Raw genomic sequence first — 18,736 nt, 5'->3', positions numbered from 1 at the left:
AAAAATATATAAAAACATACTCTATGATATACTCATTTACCGATATTTTAAAAATAAATACTAATAAAAAGAGCAGTGAAAAAATCAATTTTTCTACCAACAGGTGGAATTATATTTCAAGGAATATTCTAATCTTATAGAAGATTAGAGTCCAACCTTAACACTCATATTGTACCTTCCCATATTTTATACCAACAGGAAAGAATTGATGAAATTGCAGAGGTGCTTTATACTGAGAGATATTACAATAAACAAAAGGAATATTTTATGTCTGATGTCTTTCATCTTGGCTTAACAAAAGCCTCACTGGATGGAGCAGAGTTAGCCATCGTACCAGGTGCACCTGAAAGGGTAGAACGTATTGCTCGTCTATTGGATAATCCGAAATTTTTAGCTTCAACTCGAGAATTTACTTCTTGGTTGGGTTATATAGATCAAAAAGCCGTCGTTGTTTGCTCAACTGGAATTGGTGGTCCTTCCGTTTCTATTGCGGTAGAAGAATTAGCACAACTGGGAATCCGAACTTTCCTCAGAATCGGTACAACGGGTGCAATTCAACCGCACATCAACGTAGGAGATATTCTTATTACCACAGGAGCAGTACGTCTTGATGGTGCAAGCCGTCATTTTGCTCCACTAGAATATCCTGCTGTTGCCCATTTTGATTGCATGTCCGCTTTACATCATGCTGTTTCAAATGAACCTGGAGATAGTGTTCATATCGGCATTACCGCCTCATCAGACACCTTCTATCCAGGACAAGAACGTTACGATACCTATAGCGGAAAAGTTTGTCGCCATTATCAAGGTTCATTAAAACAATGGCAAGCATTGAATGTCATGAACTATGAAATGGAAAGTGCAACATTATTTACAATGTGTTCAGCTTTGGGACTGCGTGCAGGTATGGTATCAGGTGTAATCGTAAACCGTACTCAACAAGAAATTCCAAACGAACAAACCATTCATCAAACTGAACAGAAAGCTATTGAAGCTGTCATAAAAGCAGCAACTTTGCTGATTTAAAACGTAATACCCCGACTTTTTGTCGGGGTATGAAGTAAGTAATATTATCAAAATCAACTCTATTTCAACGAAAACCGCTGTTGAATCAGTATATGGCAACTTTATTTAAATTACCCGAATTTGATTTTTTGGATTATGCGTTGAATCATATCAAAGTCTATTTAGAAGTACCATGTGGAGCCGTTCCATTAGAGTTGGGGCGATTTGTTACCTGTTCTGACTTGATGTAGGACTTTGACAGTTCATTGCACAACGTGTAGGGTGGCATCAAGCTTTGACGAATCCTGATTCTAAGGTCTACCAACATTGGCATGATGAGCTACTAAAATTCCGTGGGGAGTCTAGCTCTTTCAGTAGTAGTATCATCATTTTTGCCATCTATACCTCAAATAATCAGCCCATTGACATTCATTTTATTTGGAGTAGCTAACAAAACACGAGCAAGACATAGACGAAAAACTACGCCTTAGGATAATTCTCTGCACGACATAAAAAGTGGAATTATTGGATTTAAAAAATTTCCGATATTCATATTGATAAATATATGACCTTGTTGCCGATTAAATAAGTCTTGGAAAAATCTAATCTATGAATAAAATATCTCCATCAAAATCAACTTAAAGCTCTTTAGATGTTATTTTAACCGCTTTCCATCCCCATTCCTTTTTCTTTTTATTGTAATTTTTTATTGCGATACCAAAAACCCAATCTCCATCACTTAACTCAAAATTTTTAACAATATCACTTGGAATAAATATATCGCTCTCTTCTGTAAAGGCAATGCCATTATTCTCCCGAATTTGTTCATCAAAGCATTTTAGTAAATCATTAGGTGCTGATTTTTCGATTTTTTCAATATGATGTACCTTGTAGCGTTTTGCTCCATCTTTGAGAGTATGCTGAGATAAGCTAATCTCAACTACATCAGCAACTTTTGGGGTAAAATTAAGTTCTTTTATAGAAACGACCGTACCAATTTTTTCATTCACTAAGAAATGCACAACTTTTTTCTCATGATTGATATTATCAATAATTGCTATTTTCCGAGTAAAGAAATCTTTTTGATGTTGATGTATTTCATCAATCTCTCGGCAGAGAAAAAGCTTAAATTTACCTCCCTCAAATTCCCCTTTAAGTTGAGCATATTTCCCTGATTTTGCTGATTTTAAAGATAGTTTGCTTTCAGGTAATGAAATCTCCGTTGGGATTTCATTAAATTTGATAAACACTTTACACATTTTCTTATCATTATTTTCAAAAATATCTCCTAAATATGCATCAATCCAAGGAAGATTGCTATAAAGTAAGACTTCTGCCTCCTTGGAAAGTTTTTGATAGAAAGTTTGATTATTAGTAGCACATTCAGTGGATAAATACCATTGGCTTTCCGTTAATGATAAAATATCTTCCGGAGTTTTTTGAGTCTATGCCTCCTTATAATCAATAATTTCTTTAATTTCGCATTTTGCAGCTTCAAAATAACCGTTTGCAATAAAATAATTTACCAGTTTGAATTTTATTTTATAGATAAAACCAATATCTTTTTGTAAAGTGATGGATTTAGCATAACAAGCAGCCGAGGTTTCTTTATCAAACACAGCATAAATATCACCTAAGAAATCCCATAGCCAGTATTCATTAGGTTTCGATTTCAATAATGCAAATGCTTTATTTTTAGCTAATATATCCTGATTCAAAAAATGATAAGATTTAGCCAAATCCCACTCCAGCCAAATAGTTTCCCCTTGAAGCTGGCTTTTTTTACCCTCAATAAATTGAACCAAATAATCTAAACTTTGATGATTATTATGATTTATTGCACTTTTTAATGCATTTCTAAATATATCTAAAGCAAAGGGAGAAAATTCATTTCCTTCTATTTTTTGTATTTTATAATCTTCCCAATTCAGATTATCTAAATTCCATTTTAAACAAAAATCGGAAAAATCGATATTATTTTCTTTGGCTAATTTTTCATTCTTAACCAATTTCAATGCAAGAAATAAAAAACAGTGATGTAATTTTGATGTTTTTTCAATGTTAAGTTTGAAGTATTCAAAAAAATAACGTTTTATGTTTTCAGTTTTTATATATGATTGGCTTAATGTTTCTTTAGCAAGAAAATAAAGACTCCACGCGAAGCTAGTTTGAATTTCTAAGTTATCCGGTTGTTGTTTTAATATCTTAAAATAAATATTGGCAGCTTCTTTATATTTTCGCGATTTGCTAGCTTCTCTAGCGAGGTTAATTTCATTGTTCAATGGATCATTTTATTTCTCAAAGTAATTTAATTGCTTCGTTAACAATTCATCTTTTTTTACAACATCAATTAGCTTAAATTCATTAATATAATGTATCGCCTCTTGATGTTGTTGAGTAGAATGTTTTATCAGATCAACTAAACACCAAGCTAAAGCTCTTTGATTCCATTCGTCATTTGGATTATTTGCCATTAGCTGTTTAGCCATTTTATAGGCTTGCTCGGCATTGCCATTTTTTCTTTCTGCAAAAACTTCTTTACTGGTAAAAGTTAACATTTACACAACTCCGACATTAAAAGGCGATGTACAGTTTCTAAAAACTCGTTAGACGTTGATTTAGGCTGTATTGGTTTGATATTGGTAAATTCATGTTTACCATTAAAATAAATATCTAAAGTCGCAGTTCCTTCCGATTTATTGGCAAATTCATAACGAATGTTCCACTGTTTTTCATCTACTGAGCAAATAGTTATCTTATTTTTACTTAGAAAATTAAAGATCACTTGCTGATGAAATTCATTGAGAAAGTCATAGCTAAATGTAATTTCATTTTTTTCTTGTGCGGCAATAAAAAATGTTTTTCCTTCTAATGTTTTTAACTGACTTTCCAATAATGGAACTACTTGTAAATTTTCAATACAGTTAATATGGGTGATTTGATTTTTTCCATTATAAGCAACTTTAAAACGGATTTTATGTTGATCTTGTAACACAGTATAAATATCGTGATATTGTTTGCTTTCAATGTTAATAATATCCGCATTATTAATTGTAGTAGATACTGTTTGATAAATGAGCTGAGAAATTGCTGATAATTCGGCAGCATTGAATGCCGGTTTTAATGGTGCTGTTGTTTGATCATTTTTCATTTTAGGCCTCTCTTCCGTTTTTTCTAGCTGCGGTTGTAGTAAAATTGGCGAAATAGAAGTAGGAGTAGTTTTCTTTAATTTATCCCATGCATTAAATTTAGGCGGATCAATTAAATAGAGTTGTTTCGAACTACGAGTAATCGCAGTATAAAGCCAACGAGAATAACCTAAAGCATGTTGATTTTGATGAGTGTTATTACATTGCACAATGACATTATTCCATTCGCTACCCTGTGCTTTATGACAAGTAATCGCATAACCAAATTTAAGAGGTAGTGCATTAAAATAAGGATCACTTAAAATCGCATTTTTAAATTCCTCTTTATTTTTTCTATATTCAATCCCTCTTTCATTTCTAATTCGCATACTAAAATCTATATACAATGCTTTATGTTCATCTGAGCTTAATTGTGGATCTTTGGAATAAAGCGTATTTTCAATAATTTTAGTTTTAACAAATACCGCTTTCCCATCAGTGTTTCTAAAACCGATCTCAACATCTCGGAAGTTGAGTTCTATTACCTTAGTCTCCACTTCGCCATTTTCTAATTTTTTCTTCAATGGCACTGTTTTTGTTTCCGTTTCATCTGATACCCATCTAACTAAAGCAAAATCCCCATTGGCAATACGCACCCCACCAATTTTACGATTACGTAATGACATGACTTTATCACCACGACAAATTTCATATTTATCCGGAAAAAAGTATTGTCGTATTGCTTCATTATAAGTTTGCACATCGGCATTTAAACAAGCAATAATCATCGATTCGTCATTTATCTTATGCCCACAACTCTCTAAATAAGTTTGAATCGTGTCTTTCGCCTCGATTTGATGAATATCGTGATAATTTAAATCCATATTTAAACGATTAAACTCTTTTTTATTGATACATTCTCGAATTTTTACCGCATTTTGAATAATACCACTCCCCGATTTTTGGCGAACCACTTCTGTTAATTCATATTCGAGACTATTCAAGCGGTACTTTGTAGCTAAATATTTACTATCCAACGCCGGTGAATTATTCATTCCAATCGGCGGAAGCTGTGCATTATCACCAATAAAGATAATTTTCTTATTATGATCATTTTGATCGATATTAATGTATTCCATTAAATCTTTTAATAGACACCCCGAACCAAAACGCATAAATTCACCATCAGTATAAACATCACTTACCATTGAACTTTCATCGATAATATAAACACAATCAGAAATATCTGTATTTACTTTTAATGCGGTATAGAATTTATACGTTTTCGGATCTTTTTCATCTTGATATTCCACTAATTTGTCCAAGTTATATATGGCAGAATGAATGGTCGATGCACCTTTTCTGGTTTTTTCGGATATAACACGAGCGGCTTTTCCAGTAGGTGCACTTAAATAATAGCTACGTTCAATAAGATCTAAATAATCGGTTAAACCAAGGGTAATAAAGATTTTACCCGTACCGGCATAACCTTTTAATAAAAAGATATGTTGTTTCGGATCTGCTAAAAACTGATCTAATTGATCCTCTAATGTTTTTTGTCCATCGGTTAATTTAAATTGGCTATAACAATCCCGTAGTCTGTATTTTTTTAAACGTGCAAGTGTTTTGTCACTCTCCAAATTTACTTTCTCTGTATTTTCTTGAAGTTTTTCCGCTTGAACTCGGCGTATTTCTCCTAATTCTGTAAATGATAAATGTAGTTTTGCATTTTCTGCTATTATTTTTTGGCTATGTTCATTAAGTTTTTTATTTTCTTCTTTTAATGAAAGAATATGTTGTTGCAATTGTTCAATGCTGTGATTAGGGCTTGGGAGGATAAAATCAGGGTAACAAGTAGTAGGAACGCGATTAAGATAGAGCCATTTTCCTAAAAGATAGGCTTCACGCAAACAGTCTGCCACTTCTGAAAAATCTAGATGAGAGAAAGAAGTATGTACAGCCTTATTTCCTGCTATTCTCAATAAATGGAGTTTTTGTTGAATCTCTTTTGGAACATAGGTTTTAAAATCTGCTTTACGCATACGATCTGATAAGCTTTCATTATCAACTAATTCAATATGCAACTGCTTACAGAGTAATAGTACAAATTGCTCGGTAAAACAACGTAATTTGATCAGTGAAGATTGTGGATCTGAATGTAGGTGATGTCCAGCATCTTTTGCCAAACGATAAAGATCAGGTTCAATAGATTGGAGTGGTGAGAAATTTTCAGACATAATTGTACCCTTAGCGACGAATGTATCAGTTTATATGAATACATACTCAATATGCTCAATATTTTGAAATAAAAACATAAATTTCTCCTAAAAAAGTTCTGATTGCTGTGCAAGATTTACTTTTTGATACAATGAATATTGTGCTGAAAAAATCACAGGATCCTGAATAAAAGCCTATATCGCATTATTTTCATAAAGCGATACACACAATGCCAAAGTACGCGCCTGACAACTAAACGATTTCTCAGGATTAAACTCAATATCACTAAAAGCGTTATAACCCGTTTGAAAAAAATCTTCTCTCAACGCTGTATTGTGTTCAGAAAACAACACATTTAAATATAACCAGTCATAAAACAAGCTTTTCGGCTCTAACGGAAATTCCTTTTTATTAAATACAAATTTAGTCATCTCCCATTCACCCTGCAAATCAGCATCTGGCACATGACGATAACTTGCTGTTAGCATACAAGGTGAATGAGTCGGTTCAGCAAAAATGCAGTGTACATAATCGCCAAATGCCAATTTCAATCCGAATGCAACACCGCCAGGTCCACCACCTACAACCCAAAGGAGACAAACACAGAAAACATAGTTTGAAGGGATATGAATCTCTTGATAGATTCTATCAAATATGCTTCTGTCATACCTGATTCTAAGCTCATTTGTAAAAATACTTGTTCGTTATCATTTTTATAAACTCTCACAAATCGTTTTTCTGCATTAAGCAAATCGCTAAAAATAAATCACCTAAAAAAAGAGCGGTAGAAAAAAAAACAATTTTCCTACCGCACCTCTTCACTCTGCTTCATTACCCTACTTTTTATGACTACCTTGTTATCACCTTATTACTTTTTTTCTCCCATTTTCCTCTTCCCTCTTCTCTCTTCCCCGCCTTATCCCAAATAACAAAAAACCCTGAGTGTCTCCACCCAGGGTCATATCATAAAAAACTTGGCGGTGCCCTACTCTCACATGGGGAATCCCCACACTACCATCGGCGTTACAGCGTTTCACTTCTGAGTTCGGCATGGTGTCAGGTGGTCCCACCGCACTATCGCCGCCAAGTTAAATTCCTCTCTCTTATATCCCGTCTCTATCTCTTCTTCAATAAAAAAACAAGCCTCTACTTCAAGTCTTCCTCTCTCTATCCTGTCCCGCTTCTTCCTCTATGCAAAACACTCAAGATTGTATGGTTAAGCCCCTCGGGAAATTAGTATGGGTTAGCTCAATATATCACTACACTTACACACCCCACCTATCTACGTCTTAGTCTCAAACATCCCTTACTAACTCTTCATTAGGGAGAACTCATCTTAAGGCAAGTTTCGTGCTTAGATGCTTTCAGCACTTATCTCTCCCGCATTTAGCTACCCAGCAATGCTTCTGGCGAAACAACTGGTACACCAGTGATGCGTCCACTCCGGTCCTCTCGTACTAGGAGCAGCCCCCCTCAATTCTCCAACGCCCACGGCAGATAGGGACCGAACTGTCTCACGACGTTCTAAACCCAGCTCGCGTACCACTTTAAATGGCGAACAGCCATACCCTTGGGACCTACTTCAGCCCCAGGATGTGATGAGCCGACATCGAGGTGCCAAACACCGCCGTCGATATGAACTCTTGGGCGGTATCAGCCTGTTATCCCCGGAGTACCTTTTATCCGTTGAGCGATGGCCCTTCCATTCAGAACCACCGGATCACTATGACCTGCTTTCGCACCTGCTCGACTTGTCCGTCTCGCAGTTAAGCTCGCTTATACCATTGCACTAACCTGACGATGTCCGACCGTCATTAGCAAACCTTCGTGCTCCTCCGTTACTCTTTGGGAGGAGACCGCCCCAGTCAAACTACCCACCAGACACTGTCCGAGTACCCGTCTCAGGTACTTCGTTAGAACATCAAACATTAAAGGGTGGTATTTCAACACCGACTCCATGCAAACTGGCGTTCACACTTCTTCGTCTCCCACCTATCCTACACATCAATATTCAATGTTCAGTGTCAAGCTATAGTAAAGGTTCACGGGGTCTTTCCGTCTAGCCGCGGGTACACCGCATCTTCACGGCGATTTCAATTTCACTGAGCCTCGGGTGGAGACAGCCTGGCCATCATTATGCCATTCGTGCAGGTCGGAACTTACCCGACAAGGAATTTCGCTACCTTAGGACCGTTATAGTTACGGCCGCCGTTTACTGGGGCTTCGATCAGCTGCTTCTCTTTCGATTACAACATCAATTAACCTTCCAGCACCGGGCAGGCATCACACCCTATACTTCCACTTTCGTGTTCGCAGAGTGCTGTGTTTTTAATAAACAGTTGCAGCCAGCTGGTATCTTCGACTTACTTCACCTTCACCCGTAAAGAGCTACAATTACCGTAAGCGCACCTTCTCCCGAAGTTACGGTGCCATTTTGCCTAGTTCCTTCACCCGAGTTCTCTCAAGCGCCTGAGTATTCTCTACCTGACCACCTGTGTCGGTTTTCAGTACGGTTCCAATAAACCTTTCGCTTAGTGGCTTTTCCTGGAAGCGTGGTATCAGTTACTTCGTCTCCTTAGAAACTCCTCTTCACCCCTCAGCGTTTAATAGAAGACCGGATTTGCCTAATCTTCCCACCTACAGGCTTAAACGACCATCCAACAGGCCGATAACCTAACCTTCTCCGTCCCCACATCGCAGTTTATCAAAGTACGGGAATATTAACCCGTTTCCCATCAACTACGCTTTTCAGCCTCGCCTTAGGGGCCGACTCACCCTGCCCCGATTAACGTTGGACAGGAACCCTTGGTCTTCCGGCGAACGGGTTTTTCACCCGTTTTATCGTTACTTATGTCAGCATTCGCACTTGTGATACGTCCAGCAAACCTCTCAATTTACCTTCTTCCGCTTACACAACGCTCCCCTACCCAACAGGAGCAACATTAATGATTCTTGTCGCTTCTCAATCCAACTCAACCTTCGTTTACTCAACCAACTCACTCCCTTCGTGAGTCGTTACCTAAAAACCATTAATGTTGCTCCTGATGCCGCAGCTTCGGTGCTATATTTCAGCCCCGTTACATCTTCCGCGCAGGCCGACTCGACTAGTGAGCTATTACGCTTTCTTTAAATGATGGCTGCTTCTAAGCCAACATCCTAGCTGTCTATGCCTTCCCACCTCGTTTCCCACTTAATATAAACTTTGGGACCTTAGCTGGCGGTCTGGGTTGTTTCCCTCTCCACGACGAACGTTAGCACCCGCCGTGTGTCTCCTATGCATTACTCTTCGGTATTCGCAGTTTGCATCGGGTTGGTAATCCGGGATGGACCCCTAGCCGAAACAGTGCTCTACCCCCAAAGGTATTCACATAAGGCTCTACCTAAATAGATTTCGGGGAGAACCAGCTATCTCCCGGTTTGATTGGCCTTTCACCCCCAGCCACACGTCATCCGCTAATTTTTCAACATTAGTCGGTTCGGTCCTCCAGTTAGTGTTACCCAACCTTCAACCTGCACATGGCTAGATCACCGGGTTTCGGGTCTATACCTTGCAACTTAACGCCCAGTTAAGACTCGGTTTCCCTTCGGCTCCCTTATTCAGTTAACCTCGCTACAAAATATAACTCGCTGACCCATTATACAAAAGGTACGCAGTCACCTCTCGGCTCCCACTGCTTGTACGCACAAGGTTTCAGGTTCTCTTTCACTCCCCTCCCGGGGTTCTTTTCGCCTTTCCTTCACAGTACTGGTTCACTATCGGTCAATCAGGAGTATTTAGCCTTGGAGGATGGTCCCCCCTTCTTCAAACAGGATTCCTCGTGTCCCGCCCTACTTCTCGTTAGCTTAGTACCACCGCGCCGCCTTAAGGTACGGGATTATCACCCTCTATGATTGAACTTCCCAGTCCATTCCCCTAACAGCTACGTTATCACTAACCGGCTCCTCCGCTTTCGCTCGCCGCTACTCACAGAATCTCTTTTGATTTCTTTTCCTCGGGTTACTTAGATGTTTCACTTCTCCCGGTTCGCCTTTCATTACTATGTGTTCATAATGAAATGATAGACTCTTCGCCTATCGGGTTTCCCCATTCGGATATCTCGGATTATTCGCTTCTTATCAACTCATCCAAGCTTTTCGCAGATTTGCACGTCCTTCTTCGCCTCTGATTGCCTAGGCATCCACCTTGTGCGCTTATTCACTTAACCATACAATCTTGAATGTTCCGCTCTATCAATAACTTCATCATCCCTTCTCGTATCTCTAGCATACTTAGCCACCTTTCAGACTAAGTATACCCTACTCAGACTTCCTCTCGAAAATCTCTCAGTTTTCAGCTTGTTTCTATATTGTTAAAGAACTTCTTTAGAGACAGCTTTAAAAAGCTATCATTATTCAATACTCTATATCTGAATACCATAATTCATGCAATACTCAATAATGATAACTCGTCACTTGGCGTAATTTGGTGGAGATAAGCGGGATCGAACCGCTGACCTCCTGCGTGCAAGGCAGGCGCTCTCCCAGCTGAGCTATATCCCCACATACACTTTGCAACTTCCCTTTTAGCTTTCACTCCAACATCTCCGTAACTTATGTCTATATATCGCCATAACTACATCTATATATGCTTGAGTGGTGGGTCTGAGTGGACTTGAACCACCGACCTCACCCTTATCAGGGGTGCGCTCTAACCACCTGAGCTACAGACCCAAAAGGATGTCTCTTACCTATCAGACAATCTGTGTGAACACTCGTGATTACTTCTCTTATAAGGAGGTGATCCAACCGCAGGTTCCCCTACGGTTACCTTGTTACGACTTCACCCCAGTCATGAACCATACCGTGGTAAACGCCCCCTTTCGTTAAGCTATCTACTTCTGGTACAACCCACTCCCATGGTGTGACGGGCGGTGTGTACAAGGCCCGGGAACGTATTCACCGCGACATTCTGATCCGCGATTACTAGCGATTCCGACTTCATGGAGTCGAGTTCCAGACTCCAATCCGGACTTAGACGTACTTTCTGAGCTTCGCTTACCCTCGCAGGCTCGCCTCCCTCTGTATACGCCATTGTAGCACGTGTGTAGCCCTACTCGTAAGGGCCATGATGACTTGACGTCATCCCCACCTTCCTCCAGTTTATCACCGGCAGTCTCCTTTGAGTTCCCACCCTAACATGCTGGCAACAAAGGATAAGGGTTGCGCTCGTTGCGGGACTTAACCCAACATTTCACAACACGAGCTGACGACAGCCATGCAGCACCTGTCTCTAAGCTCCCGTAGGCACACCACCATCTCTGGCGGCTTCTTAGGATGTCAAGAGTAGGTAAGGTTCTTCGCGTTGCATCGAATTAAACCACATGCTCCACCGCTTGTGCGGGCCCCCGTCAATTCATTTGAGTTTTAACCTTGCGGCCGTACTCCCCAGGCGGTCGATTTATCACGTTAGCTTCGGGCACCAAGTATTCACCCAATCCCCAAATCGACATCGTTTACAGCGTGGACTACCAGGGTATCTAATCCTGTTTGCTCCCCACGCTTTCGCACTCGAGCGTCAGTATCTTCCCAAGGGGCTGCCTTCGCCTTCGGTATTCCTCCACATCTCTACGCATTTCACCGCTACACGTGGAATTCTACCCCTCCCTAAAGTACTCTAGTCACCCAGTCTGAAATGCTGTTCCCAGGTTAAGCCCGGGGATTTCACACCTCACTTAAGTCACCACCTGCGTGCCCTTTACGCCCAGTCATTCCGATTAACGCTCGCACCCTCCGTATTACCGCGGCTGCTGGCACGGAGTTAGCCGGTGCTTCTTCTGTGATTATCGTCAATCAATTAATCTCTTAAACTAATCGCCTTCCTCATCACCGAAAGAACTTTACAACCCGAAGGCCTTCTTCATTCACGCGGCATGGCTGCGTCAGGGTTCCCCCCATTGCGCAATATTCCCCACTGCTGCCTCCCGTAGGAGTCTGGACCGTGTCTCAGTTCCAGTGTGGCTGGCCATCCTCTCAGACCAGCTAGAGATCGTCAGCTTGGTGAGCCCTTACCTCACCAACTACCTAATCCCACTTGGGCTCATCAAATGGCAGGTGGCCTCACAGTCCCACCCCTTTAGTCCTTAGACATTACGCGGTATTACCCACAGTTTCCCGTGGCTATCCCCCTCCATTCGCCAGATTCCCAAGCTTTACTCACCCGTCCGCCACTCGTCAGCAGAGAAAGTAATCTCCCTCCCCGTTACCGTTCGACTTGCATGTGTTAAGCCTGCCGCCAGCGTTCAATCTGAGCCATGATCAAACTCTTCATTTTAATCTCTTCGCTCAATAAATACTGACTATTTCATCCACATTTTCTCTATGAATTTCTCTAGTTTAAGCACTTATCTTACTCTTTTAATCTCTTATTAATACAGTCTCACAAGTGCCCACACAGTTTGTCTGATAGTTTGTTAAAGAACAATTTACACTGCATCAAAAATGCAAGGCTTCGAATTTTAGTGAGATTGAAACCTCATGTCAAGTGATTACTTAAAATTTTTCCAAATAATCTATGATATTCATTTCTCATTCCCCTCTAAAAGAGGAGGAGGCGTATTATAGAAAATTATCACTTCCTTGCAAGCAATCTTTGCAAAAAAATTCAAATATATAATCAAAAGCTGATTTTTCATTCACCTTGTCTAATTTTTAGTACAAAATCGTCTACTTTTTCCCAATCTGTATATTCAATTTCTTTACTTACATCGGTTTCACCCCCTGTTATTTTCATTATTAATCTAATCATCATCCGATCAAACCAAGAATAACGAGGATAAAACAACGCTCCGGCAAACACCCCTACATATTTGGGTTTCCACCGAATACGTTGTAAAAACTTCCTAACATAAACATTCGTTTCCGGTGTATTCTTATTTTCTTTACGAGCTGTCAAATTCACACCAAAAAAACTGCTCTCTTTCTGCTGTAAAAGTGCGGTATTTTTTTGCAAAAATTGATAAAGTCTTTGATCAAAATGACCATAGCGAACCGAGGCACCAATAATAATACGATCGAAGGTAGCTAAATCACCAGAAAAATCAAGCAAAGATTGTACCGCACTTTTTTCAAATTTTGTGCCTATATATTCTGCGATTTTTTTAGTCTGACCCTCTCGGCTTAAATATAAAATCAATGTCTTCATTATGATTTCCAAAAAGTCGGCGTAAACAAAAGTAAAAGAGAAAAAATTTCTAAACGACCGGCTGCCATAGCAAAAGAAAATACATATTTAGCATTATCCGGAACTTGTGAAAAACTTTGGCTAATTATTCCCAAACCTGGCCCAACATTTGTTAGTGTGGCAAAGACAGACAACATCGCATCAGCAGCATTCATTCCACATAATATAACCGCAAATACACATACCCAATAGGTTAAGAAAAATGCAATTAAAAATCCCCATATCCCATCAATAACTCTCTGTACCAATAACATTTTCCCCAATTTAATTGGAATAACCAAATGAGGGTGAACTAAATGTTTAAATTCTCTTTTGATTTGTAACCATACAACAAGCACTCTAATCATTTTTAAACCACCTGTAGTAGATCCCGCACATCCTCCTAATATTGCCATAAAGACCAGTAACATCCCCAAAAAAGCCGGAAGCTGATTTAAATCAAATAAAGTATAACCTGAAGTCATTGCCATTGATACTGACTGCAACGCACCTTGTGAGAAAGCATCAAAAACAGAATAATTTTCATAGGTCAGATATAACCCTAACGATAATAAGAAAATAAATATCCCTTGAATTGCACAGAAAAACCTAAATTCAGGATCTCTTGCGTAAATTTTCCAGACAGGTTGGTATTTCCAATTAGTTAATGCTCGAATATGCAAAGCAAAATTACAACCACTAATCAGCATAAAACCAGCACTAATCAAATAAATAGCCGGATTGTCAAAGTAACCTAAACTGGCGTCGTAATTGGACATTCCGCCATTTGACACCGTAGAAAAACTATGAGAAATCGCATCAAACCAACTCATTCCCGCAACCCAATAAGCAAACGCACAGAAAATAGTCAATATACAATAGAGAAACCATAATAATTTTGCCACTTCACCAATACGAGGCAAGGCTTTTTGATCTTTCATTGGCCCCGAAGATTCCGCTCGATATAAATGACCACTACCAATACCAAGCAATGGAATAATCGCAACCACTAATACAATCAATCCCATTCCACCAATCCATTGCAAAAGTTGACGATAGAAAAGGATAGATTTTGGCAAATGATCCAACCCCAAAATTACTGTAGCCCCTGTTGTAGTTAAGGCTGAAAAAGACTCAAATACAGCATCGGCAAGGCTCAATGTTAGCTCATCGAACAACATAAAAGGAATAACTGCCAATAAACTGAGCAAAACCCAAAACATTGTGACGATTAAAAATCCTTCACGTGAACGTAAACTTGCCTTATGTGCTCGACATAGCCACCATAACCCAACTCCGGCTGAAAGATTGTAAAAAAACGACAAGATAAAAGCCTTTCCACCCCCATCTCCATAAATCAACGCTATAAAAGCCGGAATTAACATTGTAATGGAAAAGCAGGTTACTAGAATTCCCACTATACGCAGAATAGATAAAATATGCACAATTTTCTCTCTTATTTGTTTTCTAATAATCTTAACTGTCCTGCTGAATAACTAGATAAGTCATTCTGAAATGCTGCCAGTTTATCATCACTTATACCCAACTCAAATTGAACATCCTGTAAAAAATGTTGAGAAATGATCCTAATATTATATTTTTCAAATAAAACATGTAACCAATTGACCTGATGATACGCACAATAAAGTTGATAAATTTTTCGTTCTATTTTTAAACTTGTCTGTAACAATTGCAAAGCTTGTTGCACACCATTTCCATAAGCTCGCACTAATCCCCCTGTACCAAGCAAAATTCCCCCATAGTAACGAACAACTACAGCAGAAATTTCACCAATACCACTCCCCAATAAAACATTCAACATAGGTTTTCCTGCCGTACCGCTAGGTTCACCATCGTCAGAAAACCCTAATCCTTGCGAATTACCGGGTTGTAACGAAACCGTTGCCCAACAATGATGACGAGCATTTGGATGTTGATTTTTTATTGAATGCCAAAATGCTTTAGCCTGCTCCAAACCTTCTGCATGCTGAAGATAAGTAATAAAACGGCTCTTCTTAATTTCTTCTTCAAAAACAACCGCACTTTGGGGAATAAGATATTTCATACTTTGCTTATTTTGACCCTAAAGAAATTGGACGCTATCATACACGCTTTCTATTCTAACAAAGAAATTATTATGACTGATATTATTGTAACACAAACTCTAAACACAATTGGATTACGTTGTCCGGAACCAATAATGCTCTTACGCAAAAAAATTCGCCATATGCAAGAAGGAGAAATATTATTAATTCTTGCAGATGATCCTGCCACAACTAGAGATATTCCTAGCTTTTGTCAATTTATGGATCATAATTTATTAAAAAGTGATTTAGAAAACACTCCATTTAAATATTGGATCAAAAAAGGAAAATAATTCATAACATAAAATAGTAACAAAATTTAATTTTTGTGATCTCCGTCAAAAAAAAAAAAAAAAAAAAAAAAAAAATAAAATTTATTGACTTTTTATTTTATAGGCGCAAAATTCGCTTCGATAGTCAACTAAAACTATATAAGCAAAATAAATTTCGGAGGCTATTATGTTAGACCACAATTATAGTCAAGAATATAACCCTATTAAGGGTCGCTCTTTGATGGCACATATTCGTCGTACTCGACACCTTATGAAACCGTCCCATCGTTCTTGTTTTTCTTTTGCTATTCTCCATTCTAAAAGTGATCCATATCAATTCTTTTCCATTTAATTCCCTTTAAATAAAGGGGATTTCACGGTTTTCTACTTTATTAATATTTTGTCCTAGAATTTTTATATTCTTTATACGGTTTTTCTTGATAAATAAAAACCTGTGTTTGTTCTTAATTCTAGAATAAGTGTTCGTGTTTTTTATAGTTAAATAAATATAAAAATTCACGTACTGTTTATATTAATAATTTATAAAACTTTAAAAGTAAGCTATCTCACTATTTCTATATTTATTGTGAGAGGGTGATTTGTATTCTTTAAATAAGACAAAGGAGTCTTTTATGTTAAAATTAAAAATCGCACATAGCCCATTAGTGCAAAAATATTTTACATCAACTCGTGAATTAGTTTTATTAAATCAAACTGATTTCACCGATATAGGTGCAATAATATTGACTGCCGAAGATGTTAAGTATATTCAACAAATAAAAACGACTGAATTTAATATTCCTATTTTTGTCGTATTAAATGAAGGTGAAACACTTTCTGATGAATATTTTGATCAGGTTTATCATGTTCAAGATCTAAACAGCTATGATATCAATTTGTATAGCCGTCAAATTGAAACAGCTGCGTCTCTTTATGAGCAAAAAATGTTACCTCCATTCTTTAAAATGTTAAGCGAATATGTCGAAATGGGTAATTTGGCATTTGATTGTCCGGGACACCAAGGCGGTCAATATTTCCGCAAACATCCAGCCGGCCGTTATCTATACGATTTCTATGGAGAAAATATTTTCCGTTCAGATATTTGTAATGCTGATGTGAAATTGGGAGATTTACTAATACATGAGGGTGCTCCATGTGATGCTCAACAACATGCAGCAAAAGTATATAATGCAGATAAAACATATTTTGTGCTAAACGGAACTTCCGCCTCCAATAAAGTGGTTTGTAACGCACTACTTGCACCGGGTGATCTAGTATTATTTGACCGCAACAATCACAAATCAAATCACCACGGTGCTTTAATTCAAGCGGGTGCAACCCCTGTTTACTTGGAAACTGCCCGTAATCCATTCGGCTTCATCGGCGGTATTGATAACCACTGTTTTGAAGAAGCATATCTTAAAAAATTAATCGCAGAAGTGGCACCGGAAAAACTTGAAGAGAAACGTCCTTTCCGTCTTGCAATTATTCAATTGGGTACCTATGACGGAACAATTTATAACGCCAAACAAGTTGTTGAACGTATTGGACATTTATGCGATTACATCTTGTTCGATTCTGCATGGGTCGGCTATGAACAATTCATTCCAATGATGAAAGATTGCTCTCCATTATTACTAGATTTAGATGAAAATGACCCTGGTATTATCGTGACACAATCGGTACATAAACAACAAGCAGGTTTCTCACAAACATCACAAATTCATAAAAAAGACAAACATATTAAAGGACAAGCAAGATATTGCAATCACAAACGCTTTAATAATGCCTTTATGTTGCATGCGTCTACCAGCCCATTCTATCCTCTATTCGCCACTCTGGATGTAAACGCTCAAATTCAAGGTTCTCCTGCAGGGAAACGTCTATGGGCCGAGTGTGTAGAAGTTGGTATCGAGGCAAGAAAGTTAATGCTTAAGCACTGCACTTTAATCAAACCATTTATTCCTCCTTATGTGAAAGGTAAAAAATGGCAAGATCACGATACTAAAGAAATTGCAAATGATCTTGAGTTTTTCAATTTCCATGCAAATGATACATGGCATAAATTTGAGGGTTATACAGATAATCAATATTTTGTTGACCCTTGTAAATTCATGCTCACAACTCCGGGGATTAACATTGAAACAGGGGAATATGAAGACTTTGGTATTCCAGCAACAATCCTTGCTAACTTCTTGCGAGAAAATGGAATCATTCCTGAAAAATGTGACTTGAACTCCATTTTATTCTTGCTTACACCGGCTGAAACATTGACAAAAATGCAAACTTTAGTTGCTCAAATAGCTGCGTTTGAAAAACATATCAAACAAAACTCATTACTCAAAGATGTACTGCCTACTGTGTACAAAAATAATGAGGAACGCTATCAGGGCTACACTATCAGACAATTATGTCAAGAAATGCACAATCTTTACGTCAGTAGAAATGTTAAACAGCTACAACGTGACTTGTTTAGAAAAACAACTCTACCGGAATATGCTATGAACCCACAAAAAGCGAATATCGAATTTGTTCGTAACAAAATTGAATTAGTTCCATTGACAGATATTGTGGGGAGAATCGCCGCCGAAGGTGCATTACCTTACCCTCCAGGTGTTTTATGTGTTGTTCCCGGTGAACGTTGGAGTACGACAGTACAACAATATTTCCTTGCACTGGAAGAAGGCATTAATGTTCTTCCTGGATTCGCACCGGAAATTCAGGGCGTATATCTACAAAAAGATCCTGATGGACGTACACGTGCTTATGGATATGTATTAACTGAAGCATAATAAAAAAATAAGTGCGGTTAATTACAAATAACCGCACTTT

General features: G+C 38.3%; 12 protein-coding genes, 2 tRNA genes and 3 rRNA genes. 4 read left to right on the top strand and 13 right to left on the bottom strand.

Going from position 1 to position 18,736, the window contains the following annotated elements:
* Window positions 1-267: 267 nt before the first annotated feature.
* Window positions 268-1,026 carry a uridine phosphorylase gene (udp, locus tag HSM_RS02305; protein ID WP_012341288.1) on the top strand — a complete coding sequence of 253 codons (759 nt, stop codon included), beginning with the start codon at window positions 268-270 and terminating at the stop codon, window positions 1,024-1,026.
* A gap of 617 nt (window positions 1,027-1,643) precedes the next feature.
* On the opposite strand, the gene HSM_RS02300 is transcribed toward udp, so the two are convergent.
* From HSM_RS02300 to HSM_RS02240, 13 genes are all read right to left on the bottom strand, one after another.
* Window positions 1,644-2,264, bottom strand: coding sequence for a hypothetical protein (locus HSM_RS02300; protein ID WP_041604996.1), 621 nt, complete (start codon window positions 2,262-2,264; stop codon window positions 1,644-1,646).
* Window positions 2,265-2,450: 186 nt separating this feature from the next.
* A complete protein-coding gene (locus tag HSM_RS02295) occupies window positions 2,451-3,287 on the bottom strand; it encodes a DUF7017 domain-containing protein (RefSeq protein WP_041604995.1) in 837 nt (278 codons plus the stop codon).
* A 9-nt stretch (window positions 3,288-3,296) separates the two neighbouring features.
* Complete coding sequence (locus HSM_RS02290; RefSeq protein WP_012341286.1) at window positions 3,297-3,563, bottom strand: hypothetical protein; 267 nt, start codon at window positions 3,561-3,563, stop codon at window positions 3,297-3,299.
* The gene (locus HSM_RS02285; protein ID WP_012341285.1) at window positions 3,557-6,370 is read right to left on the bottom strand and encodes an ATP-dependent DNA helicase; all 2,814 of its coding nucleotides are present in this window, start codon (window positions 6,368-6,370) and stop codon (window positions 3,557-3,559) included. The genes HSM_RS02290 and HSM_RS02285 overlap by 7 nt, the downstream gene beginning before the upstream one ends.
* Before the next feature lie 174 nt (window positions 6,371-6,544).
* The gene (locus tag HSM_RS02280) at window positions 6,545-6,895 is read right to left on the bottom strand and encodes a DarT1-associated NADAR antitoxin family protein (RefSeq protein WP_052292866.1); all 351 of its coding nucleotides are present in this window, start codon (window positions 6,893-6,895) and stop codon (window positions 6,545-6,547) included.
* A gap of 427 nt (window positions 6,896-7,322) precedes the next feature.
* Window positions 7,323-7,438 (bottom strand): 5S ribosomal RNA (gene rrf / locus HSM_RS02275).
* A 124-nt stretch (window positions 7,439-7,562) separates the two neighbouring features.
* A 23S ribosomal RNA gene (locus HSM_RS02270) occupies window positions 7,563-10,555 on the bottom strand.
* A 258-nt stretch (window positions 10,556-10,813) separates the two neighbouring features.
* A tRNA-Ala gene (locus HSM_RS02265) sits at window positions 10,814-10,889 on the bottom strand.
* A gap of 94 nt (window positions 10,890-10,983) precedes the next feature.
* Window positions 10,984-11,060, bottom strand: a tRNA-Ile gene (locus tag HSM_RS02260).
* A 59-nt stretch (window positions 11,061-11,119) separates the two neighbouring features.
* A 16S ribosomal RNA gene (locus HSM_RS02255) occupies window positions 11,120-12,660 on the bottom strand.
* The 16S, 23S and 5S rRNA genes sit together here with 2 tRNA genes alongside, the layout of an rRNA operon.
* Before the next feature lie 357 nt (window positions 12,661-13,017).
* Complete coding sequence (gene hemG, locus HSM_RS02250) at window positions 13,018-13,530, bottom strand: menaquinone-dependent protoporphyrinogen IX dehydrogenase (protein ID WP_012341283.1); 513 nt, start codon at window positions 13,528-13,530, stop codon at window positions 13,018-13,020.
* Window positions 13,530-14,993, bottom strand: coding sequence for a TrkH family potassium uptake protein (locus HSM_RS02245; protein WP_012341282.1), 1,464 nt, complete (start codon window positions 14,991-14,993; stop codon window positions 13,530-13,532). Before HSM_RS02245 ends, hemG begins: the two co-directional genes overlap by 1 nt.
* 11 nt (window positions 14,994-15,004) lie before the next feature.
* Complete coding sequence (locus HSM_RS02240; RefSeq protein ID WP_011609717.1) at window positions 15,005-15,613, bottom strand: YigZ family protein; 609 nt, start codon at window positions 15,611-15,613, stop codon at window positions 15,005-15,007.
* Between the two features lie 72 nt (window positions 15,614-15,685).
* Here HSM_RS02240 and tusA point away from each other — a divergent pair, with 72 nt between their 5' ends.
* The 3 genes from tusA to speF all read left to right on the top strand — a co-directional run bounded on the left by tusA (window position 15,686) and on the right by speF (window position 18,696).
* Window positions 15,686-15,925: a sulfurtransferase TusA gene (tusA, locus tag HSM_RS02235; protein WP_041604994.1), complete on the top strand. Its 240-nt coding sequence runs from the start codon at window positions 15,686-15,688 to the stop codon at window positions 15,923-15,925.
* Between the two features lie 166 nt (window positions 15,926-16,091).
* Window positions 16,092-16,256, top strand: a complete 165-nt coding sequence (gene speFL / locus HSM_RS10520) for a leader peptide SpeFL (protein WP_012341279.1) — start codon at window positions 16,092-16,094, stop codon at window positions 16,254-16,256.
* Between the two features lie 280 nt (window positions 16,257-16,536).
* Window positions 16,537-18,696, top strand: coding sequence for an ornithine decarboxylase SpeF (gene speF, locus HSM_RS02230; protein WP_012341278.1), 2,160 nt, complete (start codon window positions 16,537-16,539; stop codon window positions 18,694-18,696).
* The last annotated feature ends 40 nt before the right edge of the window (window positions 18,697-18,736 follow it).

The organism is Histophilus somni 2336 (genome assembly GCF_000019405.1).
In the GTDB taxonomy this organism is placed as follows: Bacteria; Pseudomonadota; Gammaproteobacteria; order Enterobacterales; family Pasteurellaceae; genus Histophilus; species Histophilus somni.
The sequence above is the reverse complement of the archived record's forward strand: the minus strand, read 5'-3'. Positions and strand labels throughout refer to the sequence as shown.

Coding starts and splice junctions, on each gene's coding strand:
- udp (WP_012341288.1), top strand. CDS start 268: ATGTCTGATGTCTTTCATCTTGGCTTAACAAAAGCCTCACTGGATGGA.
- HSM_RS02300 (WP_041604996.1), bottom strand. CDS start 2,264: ATGTGTAAAGTGTTTATCAAATTTAATGAAATCCCAACGGAGATTTCA.
- HSM_RS02290 (WP_012341286.1), bottom strand. CDS start 3,563: ATGTTAACTTTTACCAGTAAAGAAGTTTTTGCAGAAAGAAAAAATGGC.
- HSM_RS02285 (WP_012341285.1), bottom strand. CDS start 6,370: ATGTCTGAAAATTTCTCACCACTCCAATCTATTGAACCTGATCTTTAT.
- hemG (WP_012341283.1), bottom strand. CDS start 13,530: ATGAAGACATTGATTTTATATTTAAGCCGAGAGGGTCAGACTAAAAAA.
- HSM_RS02240 (WP_011609717.1), bottom strand. CDS start 15,613: ATGAAATATCTTATTCCCCAAAGTGCGGTTGTTTTTGAAGAAGAAATT.
- tusA (WP_041604994.1), top strand. CDS start 15,686: ATGACTGATATTATTGTAACACAAACTCTAAACACAATTGGATTACGT.
- speFL (WP_012341279.1), top strand. CDS start 16,092: ATGTTAGACCACAATTATAGTCAAGAATATAACCCTATTAAGGGTCGC.
- speF (WP_012341278.1), top strand. CDS start 16,537: ATGTTAAAATTAAAAATCGCACATAGCCCATTAGTGCAAAAATATTTT.